The 17,736-nt window shown below is 25.2% G+C and carries 14 protein-coding genes; 4 read left to right on the forward strand and 10 right to left on the reverse strand.

Annotation, left to right across the window (positions count from 1 at the left end):
- Positions 1–438: 438 nt before the first annotated feature.
- From ribE to RDY08_RS09845, 4 genes are all read right to left on the reverse strand, one after another.
- A complete protein-coding gene (ribE, locus tag RDY08_RS09830; protein ID WP_307904253.1) occupies positions 439–1,098 on the reverse strand; it encodes a riboflavin synthase in 660 nt (219 codons plus the stop codon).
- Positions 1,099–2,175: a bifunctional diaminohydroxyphosphoribosylaminopyrimidine deaminase/5-amino-6-(5-phosphoribosylamino)uracil reductase RibD gene (ribD, locus tag RDY08_RS09835; protein WP_372339416.1), complete on the reverse strand. Its 1,077-nt coding sequence runs from the start codon at positions 2,173–2,175 to the stop codon at positions 1,099–1,101.
- Positions 2,176–2,551: 376 nt separating this feature from the next.
- Positions 2,552–3,406, reverse strand: a complete 855-nt coding sequence (locus RDY08_RS09840; RefSeq protein ID WP_307904255.1) for a bacteriohemerythrin — start codon at positions 3,404–3,406, stop codon at positions 2,552–2,554.
- Between the two features lie 82 nt (positions 3,407–3,488).
- On the reverse strand, positions 3,489–4,580 hold the full coding sequence (locus RDY08_RS09845) for a tetratricopeptide repeat protein (RefSeq protein ID WP_307904256.1): 1,092 nt from the start codon (positions 4,578–4,580) through the stop codon (positions 3,489–3,491).
- A 175-nt stretch (positions 4,581–4,755) separates the two neighbouring features.
- On the opposite strand from RDY08_RS09845, the gene RDY08_RS09850 reads away from it, so the two are divergent.
- Positions 4,756–5,613, forward strand: a complete 858-nt coding sequence (locus RDY08_RS09850; RefSeq protein ID WP_307904257.1) for an RluA family pseudouridine synthase — start codon at positions 4,756–4,758, stop codon at positions 5,611–5,613.
- Positions 5,614–5,665: 52 nt separating this feature from the next.
- Here RDY08_RS09850 and RDY08_RS09855 read toward each other — a convergent pair whose 3' ends face one another.
- Positions 5,666–6,199: a GNAT family N-acetyltransferase gene (locus tag RDY08_RS09855; RefSeq protein ID WP_307904258.1), complete on the reverse strand. Its 534-nt coding sequence runs from the start codon at positions 6,197–6,199 to the stop codon at positions 5,666–5,668.
- Between the two features lie 442 nt (positions 6,200–6,641).
- Entirely contained in the window at positions 6,642–8,237 is a 1,596-nt protein-coding gene (locus RDY08_RS09860; protein ID WP_307904259.1) for an SIR2 family protein, read from the reverse strand.
- Between the two features lie 701 nt (positions 8,238–8,938).
- Between RDY08_RS09860 and RDY08_RS09865 the strand changes: the two genes are divergently transcribed.
- Genes RDY08_RS09865 through RDY08_RS09875 form a run of 3 tightly spaced genes read left to right on the forward strand, consistent with a single transcriptional unit; the run spans position 8,939 to position 11,658 of the window.
- On the forward strand, positions 8,939–10,108 hold the full coding sequence (locus RDY08_RS09865; RefSeq protein WP_307904261.1) for a betaine/proline/choline family ABC transporter ATP-binding protein: 1,170 nt from the start codon (positions 8,939–8,941) through the stop codon (positions 10,106–10,108).
- A complete protein-coding gene (locus RDY08_RS09870; protein ID WP_307904262.1) occupies positions 10,108–10,743 on the forward strand; it encodes an ABC transporter permease in 636 nt (211 codons plus the stop codon). The genes RDY08_RS09865 and RDY08_RS09870 overlap by 1 nt, the downstream gene beginning before the upstream one ends.
- 18 nt (positions 10,744–10,761) lie before the next feature.
- On the forward strand, positions 10,762–11,658 hold the full coding sequence (locus RDY08_RS09875) for an ABC transporter substrate-binding protein (protein ID WP_307904263.1): 897 nt from the start codon (positions 10,762–10,764) through the stop codon (positions 11,656–11,658).
- Positions 11,659–11,718: 60 nt separating this feature from the next.
- Here RDY08_RS09875 and RDY08_RS09880 read toward each other — a convergent pair whose 3' ends face one another.
- The 4 genes from RDY08_RS09880 to RDY08_RS09895 all read right to left on the reverse strand — a co-directional run bounded on the left by RDY08_RS09880 (position 11,719) and on the right by RDY08_RS09895 (position 17,479).
- The gene (locus RDY08_RS09880) at positions 11,719–12,201 is read right to left on the reverse strand and encodes a YehS family protein (protein WP_307904264.1); all 483 of its coding nucleotides are present in this window, start codon (positions 12,199–12,201) and stop codon (positions 11,719–11,721) included.
- Positions 12,202–12,570: 369 nt separating this feature from the next.
- Entirely contained in the window at positions 12,571–14,403 is a 1,833-nt protein-coding gene (locus RDY08_RS09885; protein WP_307904265.1) for a hypothetical protein, read from the reverse strand.
- 2 nt (positions 14,404–14,405) lie between these two features.
- Positions 14,406–17,153, reverse strand: a complete 2,748-nt coding sequence (locus tag RDY08_RS09890; RefSeq protein WP_307904267.1) for a DEAD/DEAH box helicase — start codon at positions 17,151–17,153, stop codon at positions 14,406–14,408.
- Positions 17,154–17,311: 158 nt separating this feature from the next.
- Positions 17,312–17,479: a hypothetical protein gene (locus tag RDY08_RS09895; RefSeq protein ID WP_307904268.1), complete on the reverse strand. Its 168-nt coding sequence runs from the start codon at positions 17,477–17,479 to the stop codon at positions 17,312–17,314.
- Positions 17,480–17,736 lie beyond the last annotated feature (257 nt).

A 17,736-nucleotide genomic window follows, 5' to 3' on the forward strand; every position in this document is an offset into this window, starting at 1 on the left:
GAAAAATAATTTCAGCACAAAGAAAGAAGAACTCAAAGTTACACAAAGAAAAAATTTTTTAAAACCATGTAACAAACATAGATTAAAACTGATAAAAATTGGTGAATAACTATCTGCGTTTATCTGGAGATAAAATCCTGCAATTATTTTACACTATCTCCTCTGGTAAAGTATAAATATTTTTCTAAATTTTTTGTTTCTGAAAAATTTTGCCTTGAAAAATCGCATATTTAGAAAAACAGCGTAGATTATTTTCTAAATAAATTTATACTTTACTAATGAATTAAAAAAAGATAATTGAAAATATATAATTGATAATTATTTTTTTCTTCGTGCACTTTGTATCTTTGTGCTAAAATTATTTTCCCTATAAAAACCAATCTCATTCTAAAAAGAGAGGATATCTATAAAATATAGAATTCCTCTCTCAATCTATTTCTATGCAAATCCATTTTCCATTAGAAATTTTATCCCTATTTTACTTTTATCTACTACCTCTTTTTCTCCAATATATCCATTTAATAATTTTTCCACATATTTACCAATTAAATCTGTTTCTATATTCACTTCATCTCCACCTTTTTTACTACCCAATATTATATTTCCTTGAGTGTGAGGTATTAATGACACTACAAAACTATTTTCATCACATTCTACAACAGTAAGACTTGCTCCATCAATAGATACTCTTCCTTTTTCTACAATATATTTCATATATTTACTGCTCATTTTTATTTTATATAAAATCGCTATATCATTTTTTTCTACACTTATAATTTCTCCCACACAATCTACATCTCCTGTTACAAGATGTCCACCAAGTGGTGTACTAAGAGTTATCGATTTTTCTAAATTTACACTATCTCCTCTTTTTAGAGATTTCAAATTAGTTCTATTTACTGTTTCAGGCATTGCATCTGCTACAAAATACCCATTTCCTACTTCAACTGCAGTTAAACAAACTCCATTTGTTGCAATACTATCTCCAATTTTAGCATTTGATGTCACTTTTTTACATGCTATTTTTATTTTTAATGATTCTCTTCCTTTTTTTATATCCATTACTTTTCCTATTTCTTCTACTAATCCTGTAAACATCTACTCTACTCCTTCGAACCATACTCCAATATTGTCATCATAGGTTCTAAATTTTATATCTTTCAATTTTAATGAATCACTCATATTCGTTATATCAAATCCATTTACAAAACTTAATGCTTTTTCATCTCCAACAATTTTAGGTGCTATAAATATAACCCCTTTATCCATTGCTTTTTCTTTAAAACAAGCTGATATAACTTTACTTCCACCTTCTACTAATACAGAATCTATCCCTATTTTTGCTAATTCTATTAATATATCTTTTATTATAAATTTTTCCCCTTCTATCTCAACAATTCTCACTAAATCATAATAATCTTCTATTTTTTCATTGTCTTTTGAAGTTATAATTATTGTTTTATTATCTTTATTATTTTTTATAATATTGCTATCTAAAGGAGTCCTTAAATTTGGATCTATTATTACTCTATAGGGATTTCTCCCATTTTCTATTCTTGAAGTTAATCTAGGATTATCTTGTATAACTGTATTAACTCCAACCATTACAGCCATATATCTATTTCTCAATTTATGTACTTCATTCCTTGCTATTTCATTTGTTATCCATTTAGAATCAAATGTTTTTGTAGCAATTTTTCCATCAAGAGTAATTGCTGATTTCAAAAATAAAAATGCTTCTCTTTTTGTTATATATTTCATAAATACTTCATTTACTTTTAAGCTTTCTTTTTCTAACACCCCTACTTTTACTTCAATTCCTGCTTGTTCCATCTTAGATATTCCTCTTCCTGCAACAAGTGGATTTGGATCACTTACAGCTATAACACATCTTTTTATCCCTGCTTTTACTATCCTATCTGCACAAGGTGGTGTTTTCCCATAATGAGAACATGGCTCTAAAGTTACATATATTGTAGCATCTTTTGCATTTTCTCCAGCTTCTTCTAATGCATAAACTTCTGCATGAGGCCCTCCAAAATATTGATGATATCCTCTTCCTATAATTTCTCCGTTTTTTACTACTACTGCACCTACAAGCGGATTGGGATTTACTCCTCCTTCACCTTTTTTTGCTAATTCTATTGCTATACTCATATATTTTTCATCATTCATAAAAATCACCTTTTTTTAATTTTATTTTAGAGTTACAAAATAGTATTTAAGAACAGCTTAAAAATAAATTTCTTATATTTTAAACATTCCTTAATTTTATTAATATACTATACTTTACAAATCTAATCATCTTATTATACCACCTTTTATTATATAAGACAAATTTTTTAAAAAATATAGCATCAAACAATTATAGGATTTTAGCCGTAGATAAACGCGGATAATTAACTACTAATTTTTATTTGCAAATATTTATCCCCCTTTATCACTTGCTTCTAAATCTTTTCTTTGTGTAACTTTGTGTCCTTTGCGTCTTTGTACTGAAATTGTTTTTAATATATTTTTAATATATTCACTCCTTAATCAATACCCTTTTTTATTTTATATTAGTTAATACTTTCATAACTCCTAAATCACTTTCAACATTTAATTTACTATATATTCTTTCATCTATTTTATCCACAAACTTTGGAGGAGTTATATCTACTCCTGATACTAATTCTGATAAATTTGTAATTGTATTTCCACTTACAATATTAGCTATTTCACTTAGTGCTGATTTTACAAACTCATCTACCTCATCTACTTTTAAACCTGTTAAAGTTTGAGTTAATTTTTTAGCATTTTCATCTTCAAAAATATATATTATATCTCCTTTTAAATTCCCTATTACTCCTACTTTTATTATTAAATCATTACTTACATCTATATTTTTATCTTTTGCAAATTCAATATCTACCTGAAACATCATATTAAATATATTTTTCAAATTATTTCCTATTATCTCTTTATATGTTTTTGTTACATCTAATTTTTCTATCTCTTTTTTATCTATATAATTTTTTATTTTTTGATCTTCTCCTGCGATATGATTTATAAGCCACGCAGCTACTCTGCCTGAAAAAGTTTTTATTAAATTTTCATCTTCTTTATTTTTCTCAAACTTTTCTTTAAATTTAATAACGTCATTTGTGAAATTTTCATGTATTTTTTTATGTTCTTCATAATTTATATAATTTATTTTCTTTTGAAAAGCTTCTTCACTATTAAAATGGAACACTACATATTCTCCTAAAAAATTCAGTGTATCTTCAAGTTTTTTTATCCTCTCTTTTTGGGGAACTCTTTTATCAAATACTATGTCTAAAAAAGAGTTAAACCTCTCAACCAATTCTTTATGCTGATTATCAATCTCTTCTATTCCCAAATTCAAACTATCTCTCCAATCCATATTATATCCCTCCCATTATGAAAACAGATCTTCAATTTAATACTACCTTATTTTTAAGCGAAAATCAAATTAATTTTCCCTCCTAAAATCTAGCTCCTATTCCAAAACTATATCCATTAATCCCTTTATTAAAATCTCTATATCCACCAATTTCTCCAAAGAACGTTTTAGTTATATCAAATTTAACCTTTATTTCTTCATAGCTTAATTCTTTTAAATCATAATAATATCTGTAATAACACAGCTCTTTATATTTTAATTCTGCCATAAATGAATTCGCAATTTTTTTATCTATATAATTTGATGATATTTTATTTGATATAATAAAGCCATTTTTAAAATAATAATCAATTTGCCCTAAACCTGTAATTCTATATCCAGCTTTCAAATAATCTGTATAATGTAAACCTAGTGTAACCCAACCAAATGTAACATCATCTCCAAGGTAATAACTTTCAAAATCGTATCCATTAACTTTTTCATCACCATTATATATTGGAGTTACCGTTGTTCCAAGTACAATATGATGATTGTTAAAATATATCTCACTTTCTGTTCTATGTTTTTTAATCTTTGATTTTTTTGTTTCATATGTAGCGTCGTCTCTATACTCATAAACATTTTTTTCTTTCATCTCAAATGTATGAGACAGTACAAACACTAAATTTTTATTCCTTTTATAAGTGAAATATAATGCTGGTTTTTCCTCTTTAAATTCTATATTCAAATCATTTGAATATACATATTTTATTTCATATGATTTTTCTTTTATTCCTACTTTTTTATATTCCTTTAAAAATAGTTCTCCTTTTTTTCCAATATTCTCTCCATTATTTTTTAATTTTATATATAGTTCATAAGCCTTTTGTTTATCCCCTTTCCAAACATAAAATTTAGCAATTTCTAATCTCATATTAGTCGTTGTTTTAGGATATTTTTTTAATAATTCAATAGCTTTATCATACTTTTTTTGCCAAGCCAACAGATTTGCATATGCAATATATAACTCTTCTGTTGTATAATTTTTCATTAATTTTTTAAAAATTACCTCTGATTGTTTATAATTTTTTTCCCAACTTAATTCTTGTGCTTTTTTTAAATTTTCATCATAATTCATTGAAAATATAGTTGCTGTATTAATTATTAAAATCATTATAACTATAATTTTTTTCATAATTTCTCTCCTTTTCCTAAATTTAATCTTAATTTGAATTTAATTCCTAAATACTTGCTACAAGACAGTTAATTTGTTTTCTATTTCATATTTATTATACTATACTATTCCCACTTTTGCAAAATTTTCGAAAAAATGATATGATGATTTATAAGAAAAAATAGAGGAGATTTTTATGAAATTCATAATTGAAAAAGAGTTTGAAAATACAAGATTAGATAAATTTATAAGAAAAAAATATGAAGGTGTTTCTTTAAATGAAATTTTCAAATTAATCACAAAAGGAAAAATAAAAGTAAATGAAAAAAAACAAAAACAAAATTACCGCCTTCAAAATGGAGATATAATAAATATAATTTCTAATCAAGATATTTTAATAAAAGAAAAATCTTTTATCTCTTTAAATGAAACAGATATATCAATGATAAAATCAGATATAATATATGAAGATAACAATATTTTAATTTTTAATAAACAACCTGGATTAGTTATGCATAAAGGAAGTGGCTACAAATATGGACTTTCAGAAATGTTAAAATCATATCTACAAAATATGAATTTTACATTTGTAAATAGAATAGACAAATCTACTTCTGGATTAATAATTGGTGCAAAAAATTTATCAACTGTTAGAGATATTTCTGCATTAATAAAAGATAGGAAAATTGAAAAATATTATTATATTCTTGTAAATGGTATTCCAAAAGAAAAAGAGTTTGCTGTTAAATCTTTTTTGAAAAAAACAAAAACGAAAGTTATTGAATTAGATAAATATGAAGATGGTGCAAAAGAGAGTATTAGTTATTTTAAAATAGTAAAAACTTTTGATAAAAAAACTATTCTCGAAGCTAAACTTGGAACTGGTCGCACTCATCAGCTTAGAGTTCAGCTATCTGAAATGGGGCTTCCAATTGTTGGAGATTCTAAATATGGACAAGATGATAATTCTATTATGTGTCTGTTTTCTCACAGAGTAATTATAAGTAAATATATTATTGATGTTAATTTAAATATTCCTGACTTTTTTCATTAATTTAAATGGTTACTAGATATTCGTAAGAACGTTATTAATAACGCTCTTACGATCATAATGTTACCCAATATCTTCTAACTATTTCCTCATTATTTTGAATTTTATTCTCCATAATTCCGCCATTCTTTTCTATCGTTTTAGCAGATGCAATATTTTCATCATTACAAGTAATTAATATTTTATTATATTTTTTATCTTTTAAAATATCCAATATTAATTTTAACATTAGAGTAGCATACCCTTTTTTTCGTTCAGATAATCTGATTCCATATCCTATATGACCGCCTGATTTTTTCAAATTCTCGTTTAATTTATGCCTTACATCAATTGCACCAATAATTCGTTCATTCTCATCAATCATAAAATATAAAGTAGATGGGACAAGTCCTTTTGCATACATTGAATCTTCTTCATATTTACTCCATCTAGTTTGTAATTCTTCAAAATTTAAATCATCACATCTTGAGGCCCAAGGGATAATTTTTTCTTCTGATTTTTCCCATTCTCTGATATACTCAAAATATTGTTTTTTATTAATATTTGTGTATTTTTCGATTTTTATAATATCTTTTTTTAGATTATTCATAGTTTGCAAACCTCCTATATTAATTGGTTTTTTTATAATTATGGAATGGCTTAAAAATAACATTCCCATTTTGCTTTAAAATATGCAATGTTTTAAGCGTTTTTATAATAAAATATGAGAACATTATTTTTTAAACGTTCCTATAATATAGTAGATAAAACTTTAGAAAACTACTTTTCTTGGTCTAATTATCTATTGCGTTATTTTTAAATTCATTTCCTAAGAATATTTTTCTTAAAAATCCCATTGAAATTTTACTCAAAATAAAGTATAATAGATATATCAAAATTATATAGCTGTTACGTCATTCTGTACTTATGGTAGATGATATTAACTCTCTGCTATTATGCAAGGTATGACTTACAGTAAAAATGTGTTGGTTCTTCTAATTCAGGTGAGTGATATAACTCCTTACTTGTTTTCTTGGTACTAAACACATTTTTTATTTTTTGCTATATTTTAACCAGTCATAAATTTTAATCAGCCTTTTAATATTTGTCTTCGTATTCATTTTAGAATCAAATAAAATATCAGGATATTTTTCAAACAATTCTTTTAAAAATCCATCTAATTCAATTTCATTAAGATATTTTTCACCTAAATATAACACTTGAATCATAGAACTTAAATCATCATGATCTTCTTTGATTTCATTTATCGATTTATATCTATTAATATTTTTTAATTTTTTGTCTTTGAATGTTCGAGAAAGAAAGCTATCTAAATCTTTCCTTTTCTCTAATTCCTCTTTGACTCTTTCTGGTAATTCTCCCTGATATCCCTGTAAATATTTGAATATAGGAACACTCCCTGAATTATGTTTCAATAACTCAGGTAAAGTTTTTGTAACTATTTCAAAATTATCAAATTTTTCTTTATTAAACACAATATCTTCATATAGTTCCACCGCAGTAATTCTTTCATAGCCTCTTCGGCTAAAATCATTAATTATACCAACACCCATTACAACTTCAATATTTTCAATCTTTGTTTCATCATCAAATCCAACAACTCTCATTTTTTCCTTTGGATCATTTGTCAAAACAAGCTCATAAATTTCTTCTTTTAATTTTCTTAAAATTCTTGGATTATATTTTGACTTAATCATTGATAACACCTTATAAATTTTATTAAAATCTTTAACAAAAACTCTGGTCATTTCAATTCTTTTTCCATTTGAAAATACTTTGCTAAATGTTGAAATTTCATCTTCTTTGCCTGTATTATTCCATTCAATAAAAATCAATCTGTCTCGCAACTTTTCCAAGTTTTCTTCTGATAGACAATTGGTTATGGATTTTAATATATCTTCAACATTCTTATCATTAATTGAATACCCTAAAAATACTATTGGGTGCTCTAGAAATATAGTCAATAATTTTGCTGATAGGTAAGCATTTTTATCATTGAATCCTTTGTAATCATTTTCTGTAATAACAATACTTTCTGGTTTTGAGCAGCAACCATGAATTTTATAAATTTCTGCTGTTCCTTGCAACGTTGAAAAAATCAGTTCTTCTTGACCTATATATATTTTATATCCTGTAAAAACTTCATCAATTAATGTGTCATAATTTGTTGTAATAACTCCTGAAATACTTTTTTTGCTAATTTCTTTTAGCCATTCAATCTCTTTTTTTTCTATTTCACTGCCATTTCCAAGATTTTCAGTTACATTTTTGAAATATTTTGCTATTTCTATTTTTAGCGGCGAAATACCTTTCGTAATATCTTCGGCATACTCTTTTCTGCTTTTTTTAAATTCAGGACTTTTAAACCACTTCAAATTAAAATCTCTTTCTATCAACTCTGCTATTTTGGGGTTAATGCCATTTTTATTTTCAAAATTCTTTGCTTTCTCTTTATAAATTTCATATGCAAAAGCATTCTCTATAGATAGCTTTGCAAATTTTCTCAAAAGATTTTCCCAATCTTCTATTTTTAAATATCTTCTTGAAAGTCCCGATCCAACAAATAAAAAAGGAAGCGAATCAAATTTTTTTAATTGTTCATATAATTTCTTTTCTAATTCATTCAAAACATCCACCTCCTTATTTTCCCTGTCAATAATTTCTGCATTAATCCTTAAAAACACCCTCTTTTCTAATTTTATTTCAATATAGGGATTTAAAGTGCTTTGTTTATTTCTGCATACTTGGGGACATTAAAAAAATAAATTTGTCAAACAAATGACCCCTTAATTTTTCTAAAGTTTCTTAATCAATTTTTTCATTCTACCCTTTTCCCTTACTTTTAGCATTTCTATATCTATAATATTAGTTACTCACATATTTTAGCATTTTCAATCAACTTTTTCAATCATAACCTATATTCAGAAAAAATAATGGGTCAAAAATTTTTCCTACAAAAATTTGACACTATCCTAAATAGTACAAAAATTGACAAAAAACTCTTTTTTTGATATAATTAATATAAATAGAATAATTGAAGTAATTTTAAGTAGTACTTTTTTTGTGAGATTAATAATGTGTAATTATAGTATTAACTCAAGCAAAAAACTTATTAATGGGAAATTTAAAATGAAAAATCATAATAGAACTGCGGTCTGTTTAGGGTCTTTAGAGGCAATAAACTATAGTATTTCAATGCTATAATGCGAGTCATTTGACGAAGCTTAGATACCCTAACTCTATTGATATTGAGTATCTTTCAATATCTTTAGAGTTGGGGTATTTAAGCTTTTTTATTTCTATAAAAATATGAAAGGAGAAGGGCATAATGATAGAATTTAAAAAAATATCAAAAAATTTTGATGGAAGAACAAATGTAATTGATAATTTAAATCTAAAAATCAACAAAGGTGAGTTAGTCGTATTAATTGGCGAAAGCGGATGTGGAAAAACAACCACAATGAAGATGATAAATCTATTAACAAAACCAAGTGAAGGTAAAATTTTAATTGATGGAAAAAACATATTAGAAATGGATAAAATAGAGCTTAGACGTAATATTGGATATGTAATACAAAAAGTAGGATTACTACCTCATATGACTGTAGGAGAAAATATCGAAATTATCCCCAAGTTAAAAAAATGGGATAAAGAAAAAAGAGAACAAAGAACAAAAGAACTTTTAGAACTTGTGGATCTTGATTATGAGCTTTATTATAATCGTTATCCAAATGAATTAAGTGGAGGACAACAACAAAGAATAGGAATAGCAAGGGCTTTAGCAGTAAATCCTGATATTATATTAATGGATGAGCCATTTAGTGCTTTAGATCCTATTACAAGAAAAAAATTACAAGATGAGATAATAAAAATACAAGATGAACTTCATAAAACAATAATATTCGTTACACATGATATGGATGAAGCCATTGCAATTGCAGATAAAATAGCAGTTATGGACAAAGGAAAAATAATTCAATATGATATACCAGAAGAGATATTAAAACATCCTAAAAATGATTTTGTTGAGTATTTCATAGGAAAAGAAAGATTATGGAAACAACCAGAGATGTTTTTAGCAAAAGATCTTATGAAAAAAGATGTTCATAAAATTAGTTTAGAAGGAAACATCGCAAAAGCAGTAGATAAATTAAAAGATAGCAATGCTTCTGTACTTATTGTTGTCGATAAAATAAGAGATAAAGCCCAAAAAGCTTTAGGAGTAATAACTCCAAATAGATTAAAAGCAAGCGAACTTAAGAAAAAAGGTATAAATAAAGATACTAAAAAAATAAAAGATTATATGAGAACAGAATTTGTTGCTGTTGATGAGAATACAAATATGCTTAATGTTCTTGATATTATGTCAAAGAGAGATTTTAAAAGCGTACCAGTTACAAACTCTGAAAATGAAGTTGTAGGAATTATAACTTCTACAAGTTTATTAAATCTAATAACAGAAATATCACCGGAAGCAGAAGAAAAGGAGGAGAAATAATGAATTTTTTTCAGTTTTTTTATTACAGAATGGATGAAGTATTCGAAGCTTTATTAAGACATATACAAATCACAGGATTGGCCGTTGGATTAGCAATTGTAATAGGAGTCCCAATTGGAATAATGATCACAAGAAAAAGGAAGTTAGCAGGAACAGTTATTAATATTGCAAATGTATTTCAAACATTGCCAAGTTTAGCATTATTTGGGTTAATCATTCCATTTTTAGGCATAGGATTAGTTCCGTCAGTATTTGTACTTTTTTTATATGCATTACTTCCAATAATAAAAAATACATATATTGGAATTACTAATGTGGAACCAGCATCAGTAGAAGCAGGTGTTGGAATGGGAATGACCAATTTTCAGATATTAACAATAATAGAAATACCTCTTGCTTTATCTGTAATTATGGGTGGAATAAGAGTTGCAACAGTTATTAATATAGGAACGGCTACAATTGCAGCATTGATTGGAGCTGGAGGACTAGGAACTTTTATCTTTAAAGGAATATCAATGAATAGTGATAATATGATTTTATTAGGAGCTATTCCAGCAGCATTACTTGCAGTAGTCGTTGATTTTTTATTTGGAAAAATAGAAAAACAATTAACACCAAAAGGTATAACATACTAAAAAAAATAGGAGGAGTTTATGAAAAGAGTATTAGGAATATTTATTTTAACAGCAATAATATCAACAAGTGCATTTGCTGGATTTTTTACTGGGTTTTTCAATAAAAAAGAGGTAATAAGAATAGGTCATAAAAATTTTACAGAACAAAGATTACTTGGAAGAATGTTATCAGTGTTAATAGAAAAAAATACAAAGTACAAAACAAAAGTATCTGAATTTGGTGGAACAATGCTTATAAATCAGGCATTAAAGAGTTCTCAAATAGATATTTCAGCAGAATATACAGGAACCGGTTATATGTTTCTTTTAAAAGCACATGGATTAAAAGATCCAAAAAAGATTTATCAATATGTAAGAGATGAATCTGCAAAACAAGGAATAACTTGGTTATTACCATTAGGATTTAATAATACTTATGCATTTGGATTAACACAAGAATTAGCTAAAAAATATAATTTGGAAAAACTTTCTGATCTAAATGGAGTTGCAGAAAAACTTAAAATAGGAGCATTAGGAGATTTTTTTAGCAGAGAAGATGGAATGCCTGGAATTACAAAAACTTATGGATTTTCTTTTAAAAAAGAAGTTGTTTTAGATACAGGATTAAAATATATTGCAGTAAAAAATGGACAAATAGATGTTGCAGTAGTATATTCTACAGATGGAATGCTTAAAAAATATGATCTTAAAGTTTTAAAAGATGATAAAAACTTTTTTCCGCCATATGATGCAGTCCCTAGAATGAAAACTGAATTTGCTAATTCTCATCCAAAAATTGTGGAAGAATTAAAAAAATTAGGTGGAGCATTCACTGATGAAGATTTTCAAAAATATAATTACCAAATAGATGTATTAGAATTACCAGAAAAAAAAGTAGCAGAAGATGCTTTAAGGGAAAAAGGATTGATAAAATAGACTATTAAAGAGCTCAAAATATTGAGCTCTTTTTTAATTTAGTTCTAATTTAACTTTTGCTTATTCTCCTCTATAATGAATAGTCAACCCTTTAAGGAAATTACGAAGATAACTATCAAGGCACTCTTTGTAATTTTTATGTCCAGGTTTTCTAAATAGACTTCTTAATTCAGATACTGATACATTTACACCTGCTAGATTAAAAATATCAATTATATCATCGCTTCTAAGATTTAATGCTATTTTTAATTTTTTCATAATTAAATTATTAAAATTATTACCTGTTAATTCTATACGTGGTTTAGGCTCTTCCCCAGGTTTTGGTTCTTGTCTTCCTCTTTTATAAATAATATATCCATCTAAAACCATCCCTAATTGTTTGTTACTACATTTTACATACCCTTCCTCATTCTCTTTTTTTAATAAATTACGAACATCAGCTACTTCCATATGTTCTCCAAATTCTTTAAAACACCCTATTAAAACTTTATCAGGTATATCTAATGCATACCTAACTCTTCTTAAAATATCATTGTTTGTCATTTTTTACCTCCGATTTTATTTTATAAAATTTTCTTATTGATTTTTTGATTCTTTTATAGTAAAATAGATATAGGTGAGGGGCATTTCAGCCCCAGTAGAACTTTAATGAGTACTAATGTGTGCTAAGAAAAAGATTGCTACTGTGAATAGCAGTCTTTTTCTATTTTTTGCACAATTAATTAGTTTTCTCATAGTCCCACCCCCTTTCTTTTTTAGGGAGTACCTACATCTACAACCTTCGTTGCACCTGTATCATAACACATTCAATCAATTTATTCAATCTGTTTACAAATAAGCCTTAAGAAATATTTAAAAAACATATTTTTCTTATTTTATTATTTTTAAGCCGTTCCTAAGTAAATTTACTTTTTAATCCATATAAAATCCATATTCTTTTAATTTCTTTTTTACTCTATTTATATCTTTATTTTTCACCAATATTTTATAATCTTCTGCTTTTAATATATATTTTTTCAAATAACTATCTTTTGTTAGTAATTTTATTAACTCTTTATTTTTATCTATTTCAAAAACTTTATACTCAGTTGTTTCTACAATAGGATTTAATCTTTTTTCTAAATTTTCAAAAAAAATCTTCCAGTTTTCAGGCAAATCTTTTTCAATATAATTTTTAAAATTCTGAATATTATTTTTCATATCTTCTGCATTTAAAACATTTCTAAATATACTGTCAAAATCTACTTTATACATATTTTCACCGATTTTATCTGCTATTGACTCAATAAAAACTTTTTTTAAATTATCCTCACCTTTAAAATTTATTACTAATCTTTTGGTATCTAATTCTATTTTTACATCTTCTTTAGTTTGTATTTCATAATCATCTCTTAATCCAAAAACATATTCTCCCAATTTTGTTAATTTTACATATTTAATGTTATCAAACTCTGTATTCCCTAAAAAATCTCTAGATTCATCTTCAAACCCTTTTTTATTTTCAAATTCATCATATGCAATTTCAAAAACACCAAATGATGCTAATAAAACTAAAACCCCTTTTATAAAAGGAATAGTTATATAGTTCATATATAATATCCCATTTTCTATATAATGCTTATCTTTATATCTAGCGTAAGGCTGTCCCTCCTCTACCATCATATATAGATTTGCACTTAACCTAACATCTATTAAATCTACATTTTCATTTTTATAAATTAAAGTATCATATATATTTGTTACATCAATCCAAAACTCTTTTTTAAACTTCCTTAATATTTTAAATAGTTTTTCCATAAATTGTTTATACAAATTATTTTCATCAAAATAATATCGCATACCTTTTATATGAGTAAGAATAAAATCAAGTAAATTTATTTTTTTACTTAAACCATTGTAATTCAGCTTATCTTCAAATATGTCAGTTACAAGTTTTTTTATACCTTCTTTTGCATCTAATCCATATTCCTCTTTATTAAAATTTGCAAAATCAATAAACTCTAATATTAATTTTGACTTATAATACTCTAATTTTTTATTTCCTTCATATAGCTCTTCCATATTAGTTCTATTTTTAAAATCAACTATTGATTTCTTTAATATTTTCCCTGATACTGACTTTTTTATTAATCCACTTTTTTGTATATTTACATATAATAGATAATTTTTTAATAGTTCAATTTCAAAATTCTTAATATATTTAGATTCTACTTTCTCCAAAGGAACTAAATCATAATGAAGAGGTTTTTCTTCTAAATTCTCCGTTATAGCTATTCTTATTACTTGTGGAAGAGTTAACATTCCACTTATTTCACCATAATAAAATTTTCTATATAAGACAATCTTAAAAAATTCAACCCCTTTTTTCAAAAGAGTTTTAGGGTCCGATAAATAACTATATCGCTCTTTCTTTTTTTTATCAATTACATCTATTTTATATGTCTCTTTCAATACACTTATATCTACAGCTATATTAAAACATATTAACTTAAATATCATTCTCACTTGTTTTGGCATATCTTTTAGGCAATTATTAAACACATCTTTCTTAGTGTAAAATTGAAACATAATATCTACTAACTTTTCTCTATCTCTCATATAAATCATTTTGTCTTTCAAATCACTTTTTATATAACCTTTGTTAATACACTTTTTAAAATATAACTCATATAATGTTTTTAATTCTTTAAACTCATAGTTTTTCATAATTTCTAATTTCAACAACTCTTCTTTTCTACTTTCCATTTTTATTCTCCCAATATATATTCTAAATCAGATTCTGATATGCTTTTACTCATCATTGTATCCTCTTCTATAATATTTTCAATTAACTCTCTTTTTTTCTTTTGCAATAATTCTATTTTTTCTTCTATACTATCTTTTGTAATTATTTTATAACTAAATACAGTTTTATCTTGTCCTATTCTATGTGCTCTGTCTATTGCTTGTTGCTCTGCTGATACATTCCACCAAGGGTCAAATATAAATACACTATCTGCCGCAGTTAGATTTAATCCAACTCCACCTGTTTTTAAAGTCATAATCAAAACTTTATATTCCTCTTCATTTTGAAACAAATTTACTATCTCCTGTCTCTTTTTTGTTGCTCCTGTTATTACTAAATATTTTATTCCCTCTTTTGTCAAATCCTCTTCTATTTTTTCTATTACATTTAGAAAATTGGTGAAAACAAGCGCTTTCCTTCCATTTGATACAATATCTTGTAAATTTTCCATTAATAAATCTCTTTTTGATGAGGTTATTCTATTTTCACTAAATGATTCAGGATTTGAAGTTATCCTTCTAAGTTCATTTAAAGCTTGAAATATAAAAAATTGGCTTTTTTTCACCCCTTCTCTTTCTATCTGTTTATCTAATACTTCTTTAAAAAATATTCTTCTTTCATTATATAATTTTTTTTGTTTTGTATTCATATCAACATATAAAGTTTGTTCCACTTTTTCAGGCAGTTCCTTTAATACATCTCGTTTTTTCCTCCTTAAAATAAAAGGATATATCTTTTTCTTTAACTCTTTTGATACATCTTCATTCCCCTCTTTTTGAATTGGAACAATATATTTTTTATTAAAATTATTTACAGTTCCAAACATTTTCGGGTTTAAAAATCTAAACAGAGAAAAAAGCTCTCCTAAATGATTTTCAATAGGTGTACCACTTAATGCAAATCTATTTTCTGCTTTTATTAATAATACAGCTTTTGATATTTGTGAATTAATATTTTTAATATTTTGCGACTCATCCAAAATAGCTGTATCAAACTCTATATCTTTTATTCTACCTATATCATTTCTCAACACTCCATAAGTAGTAATAAATATTTTGTTTTCTTCAAAAACTTTAAAGTCCCTATTATTTCCATAATATATAGCATATTCTAAATCTGGTGTAAATTTTTTAAGCTCATTTTCCCAATTATAAATAAGGCTTGTTGGCACTACAATCACTATTTTTTTCTTATCTGTATATATATTTTTTATTAATGCTATGGCTTGTAATGTTTTACCAAGTCCCATATCGTCTGCTAAACATCCCCCTAATCTATTTTCATACAGATATTTCAACCATTTAGTTCCATATTCCTGATAATTTCTAAGCTCTGCATCTACCTCTTTTAAATTCAAATCCACCTTTTCTATTTCATTAAATCCCTCATATACCTCTATCTCTTTTGAAAACACTGTTTTTAATTGTTGAGTTTCTATCATCTCTTCTATCACTGGCAAATCATAAAAAGAAACATTAAATTCTCCTTTTTTTTCATCAAAAATTCTATTTAATTTATCCACAAATTTTTTCTCTATAATAACATTTGAATTATCTGTAAGTTTTATATATTTATCTTTATTATACATTTTTAAAAAATTTACAACTGAAAATGTCTCATCTTCTATATTAATTTCCATATCTCCTTCAAAATAATCTATTGAGCTAGACAATCCAAATGTTAATTTTGGCTTCGATATTTTTATTTTATATTCGTTTAATTTTTCTGAACCGTAAAGCTCAAAATGGTTAATTAAATAGTGTAATTTTTTTTGTAAAAATTCTTTTGCAAAATTATTTGACATAATTATATAATCGTTATCTATAAAAAACTCACTTTTATCTTTACTCTTTTTTAACATTTTAAATAGATCATCAAATGCTTGTACAGATTTATTATAATCCACTTCACGAATATATATATCCTTACTTTTTTCATTTATATCTACTACTTTTTTTATATTAAATTCTTTGAAAAATTCAAAATCATAATTATCTAAATTCAACCCTATTTTCAAATGAAGATATTTATCTACATCTATTTTTTCAAATACTATTACAGGCTTTAAGCTAATACTATTAATTTTTTTTATACTAAAACCCTCTACTTGACATTTTATATTTGTAAAATATGAATAAAAAATAGATAAAAATTTATTTAAATAACCATCCTTTATCTCTACTTCAAATTCTTTTAACTGCTGATAGTTATCTCCTATATTTTTGATTAGATATATTTTCCCATTTGAATATAAATGTGTTTGCGATATTATTTTATAATCTAAGTTGTTATTAAAATTTATTTTAGCTTTAAATTTCTCTTCTACCTTTTCTATTATTAATTCTAAATTTATCTCTTCTTCTGCTAATTCTATTTTCATTTTATTTTCATTTATAAAACTCTCACTTTTTAATAGATAATCCACTAAAAAACTATTGTTATCCAAATATAATCTTTCACTTTTATTTTCTATCTCATCATCCCAATTTATATTAAATTCATCTTTTTCTTTTATCTCATTTATTTTTTGTAATATAGAGTTATCATATTCATTTGTTGCTATTACTGCATCTGTATCTACTTTTTTTCCTTTTGAATCTCTTAGTTCAATATAGCTTCTCTCATTTTCAAATTTTAAGATGAAATATATTTTATCTTTTACTCTGTAATCATCAAATGAAAAATGTTTTCTTTTTAAACTTTCAAACATTTATAATCGCATCCTTTTTTATTTTTTTGAAATTATCACTCTATATTATAACAGTTATGGTTATTTGTGTAAATATTTTTTTATTAGCAAAATATAAATTTATTCAGAAAATAACAAAAAAAGCTTACAAATATTTAATTTGTAAACTCTTTTTTCTTTTATCCTCTTTTACTTCCTTTGTGATTTAAAGTAGCTGGATTAATTTGATTTGATCTACTATTTTTGTTAGGAATAAATGAGTTAGTATTGTGATTTGTAGTATTATTATCACTCTCAAATTTATCTTTTTTCTTTACCTTTGGTTTTGATGATTTTAATTTTCTCATCTCCTCACCTCCTTCAATATATATTATAGCATATATTTTATTATTTTGAAGATAAATTTATAAAAATTGTTTAAAAAATCTTTCATAAAAACCAACAAAAATGTTATAATCTCCATACAGAAAAAATACATTTTAAACTGTTTTAGAACCGAATTCAATTTTGACTTTTGTATCTAAATACCAAAAAAACTCAAAATCATAAAGTTTGTCCAAAATAAAACTAAAAAAGATTTTATGAGAAAAAAGCGAAAAAGAAA

This window comes from Haliovirga abyssi (assembly GCF_030295325.1).
Classification (GTDB): domain Bacteria; phylum Fusobacteriota; class Fusobacteriia; order Fusobacteriales; family Haliovirgaceae; genus Haliovirga; species Haliovirga abyssi.

Excerpts from the sequence above, each read along its gene's own strand:
- ribE (WP_307904253.1), bottom strand. The coding sequence starts at position 1,098 with ATGTTTACAGGATTAGTAGAAGAAATAGGAAAAGTAATGGATATAAAA.
- ribD (WP_372339416.1), bottom strand. The coding sequence starts at position 2,175 with ATGAATGATGAAAAATATATGAGTATAGCAATAGAATTAGCAAAAAAA.
- RDY08_RS09840 (WP_307904255.1), bottom strand. The coding sequence starts at position 3,406 with ATGGATTGGAGAGATAGTTTGAATTTGGGAATAGAAGAGATTGATAAT.
- RDY08_RS09845 (WP_307904256.1), bottom strand. The coding sequence starts at position 4,580 with ATGAAAAAAATTATAGTTATAATGATTTTAATAATTAATACAGCAACT.
- RDY08_RS09850 (WP_307904257.1), top strand. The coding sequence starts at position 4,756 with ATGAAATTCATAATTGAAAAAGAGTTTGAAAATACAAGATTAGATAAA.
- RDY08_RS09855 (WP_307904258.1), bottom strand. The coding sequence starts at position 6,199 with ATGAATAATCTAAAAAAAGATATTATAAAAATCGAAAAATACACAAAT.
- RDY08_RS09865 (WP_307904261.1), top strand. The coding sequence starts at position 8,939 with ATGATAGAATTTAAAAAAATATCAAAAAATTTTGATGGAAGAACAAAT.
- RDY08_RS09870 (WP_307904262.1), top strand. The coding sequence starts at position 10,108 with ATGAATTTTTTTCAGTTTTTTTATTACAGAATGGATGAAGTATTCGAA.
- RDY08_RS09875 (WP_307904263.1), top strand. The coding sequence starts at position 10,762 with ATGAAAAGAGTATTAGGAATATTTATTTTAACAGCAATAATATCAACA.
- RDY08_RS09880 (WP_307904264.1), bottom strand. The coding sequence starts at position 12,201 with ATGACAAACAATGATATTTTAAGAAGAGTTAGGTATGCATTAGATATA.
- RDY08_RS09885 (WP_307904265.1), bottom strand. The coding sequence starts at position 14,403 with ATGGAAAGTAGAAAAGAAGAGTTGTTGAAATTAGAAATTATGAAAAAC.
- RDY08_RS09890 (WP_307904267.1), bottom strand. The coding sequence starts at position 17,153 with ATGTTTGAAAGTTTAAAAAGAAAACATTTTTCATTTGATGATTACAGA.
- RDY08_RS09895 (WP_307904268.1), bottom strand. The coding sequence starts at position 17,479 with ATGAGAAAATTAAAATCATCAAAACCAAAGGTAAAGAAAAAAGATAAA.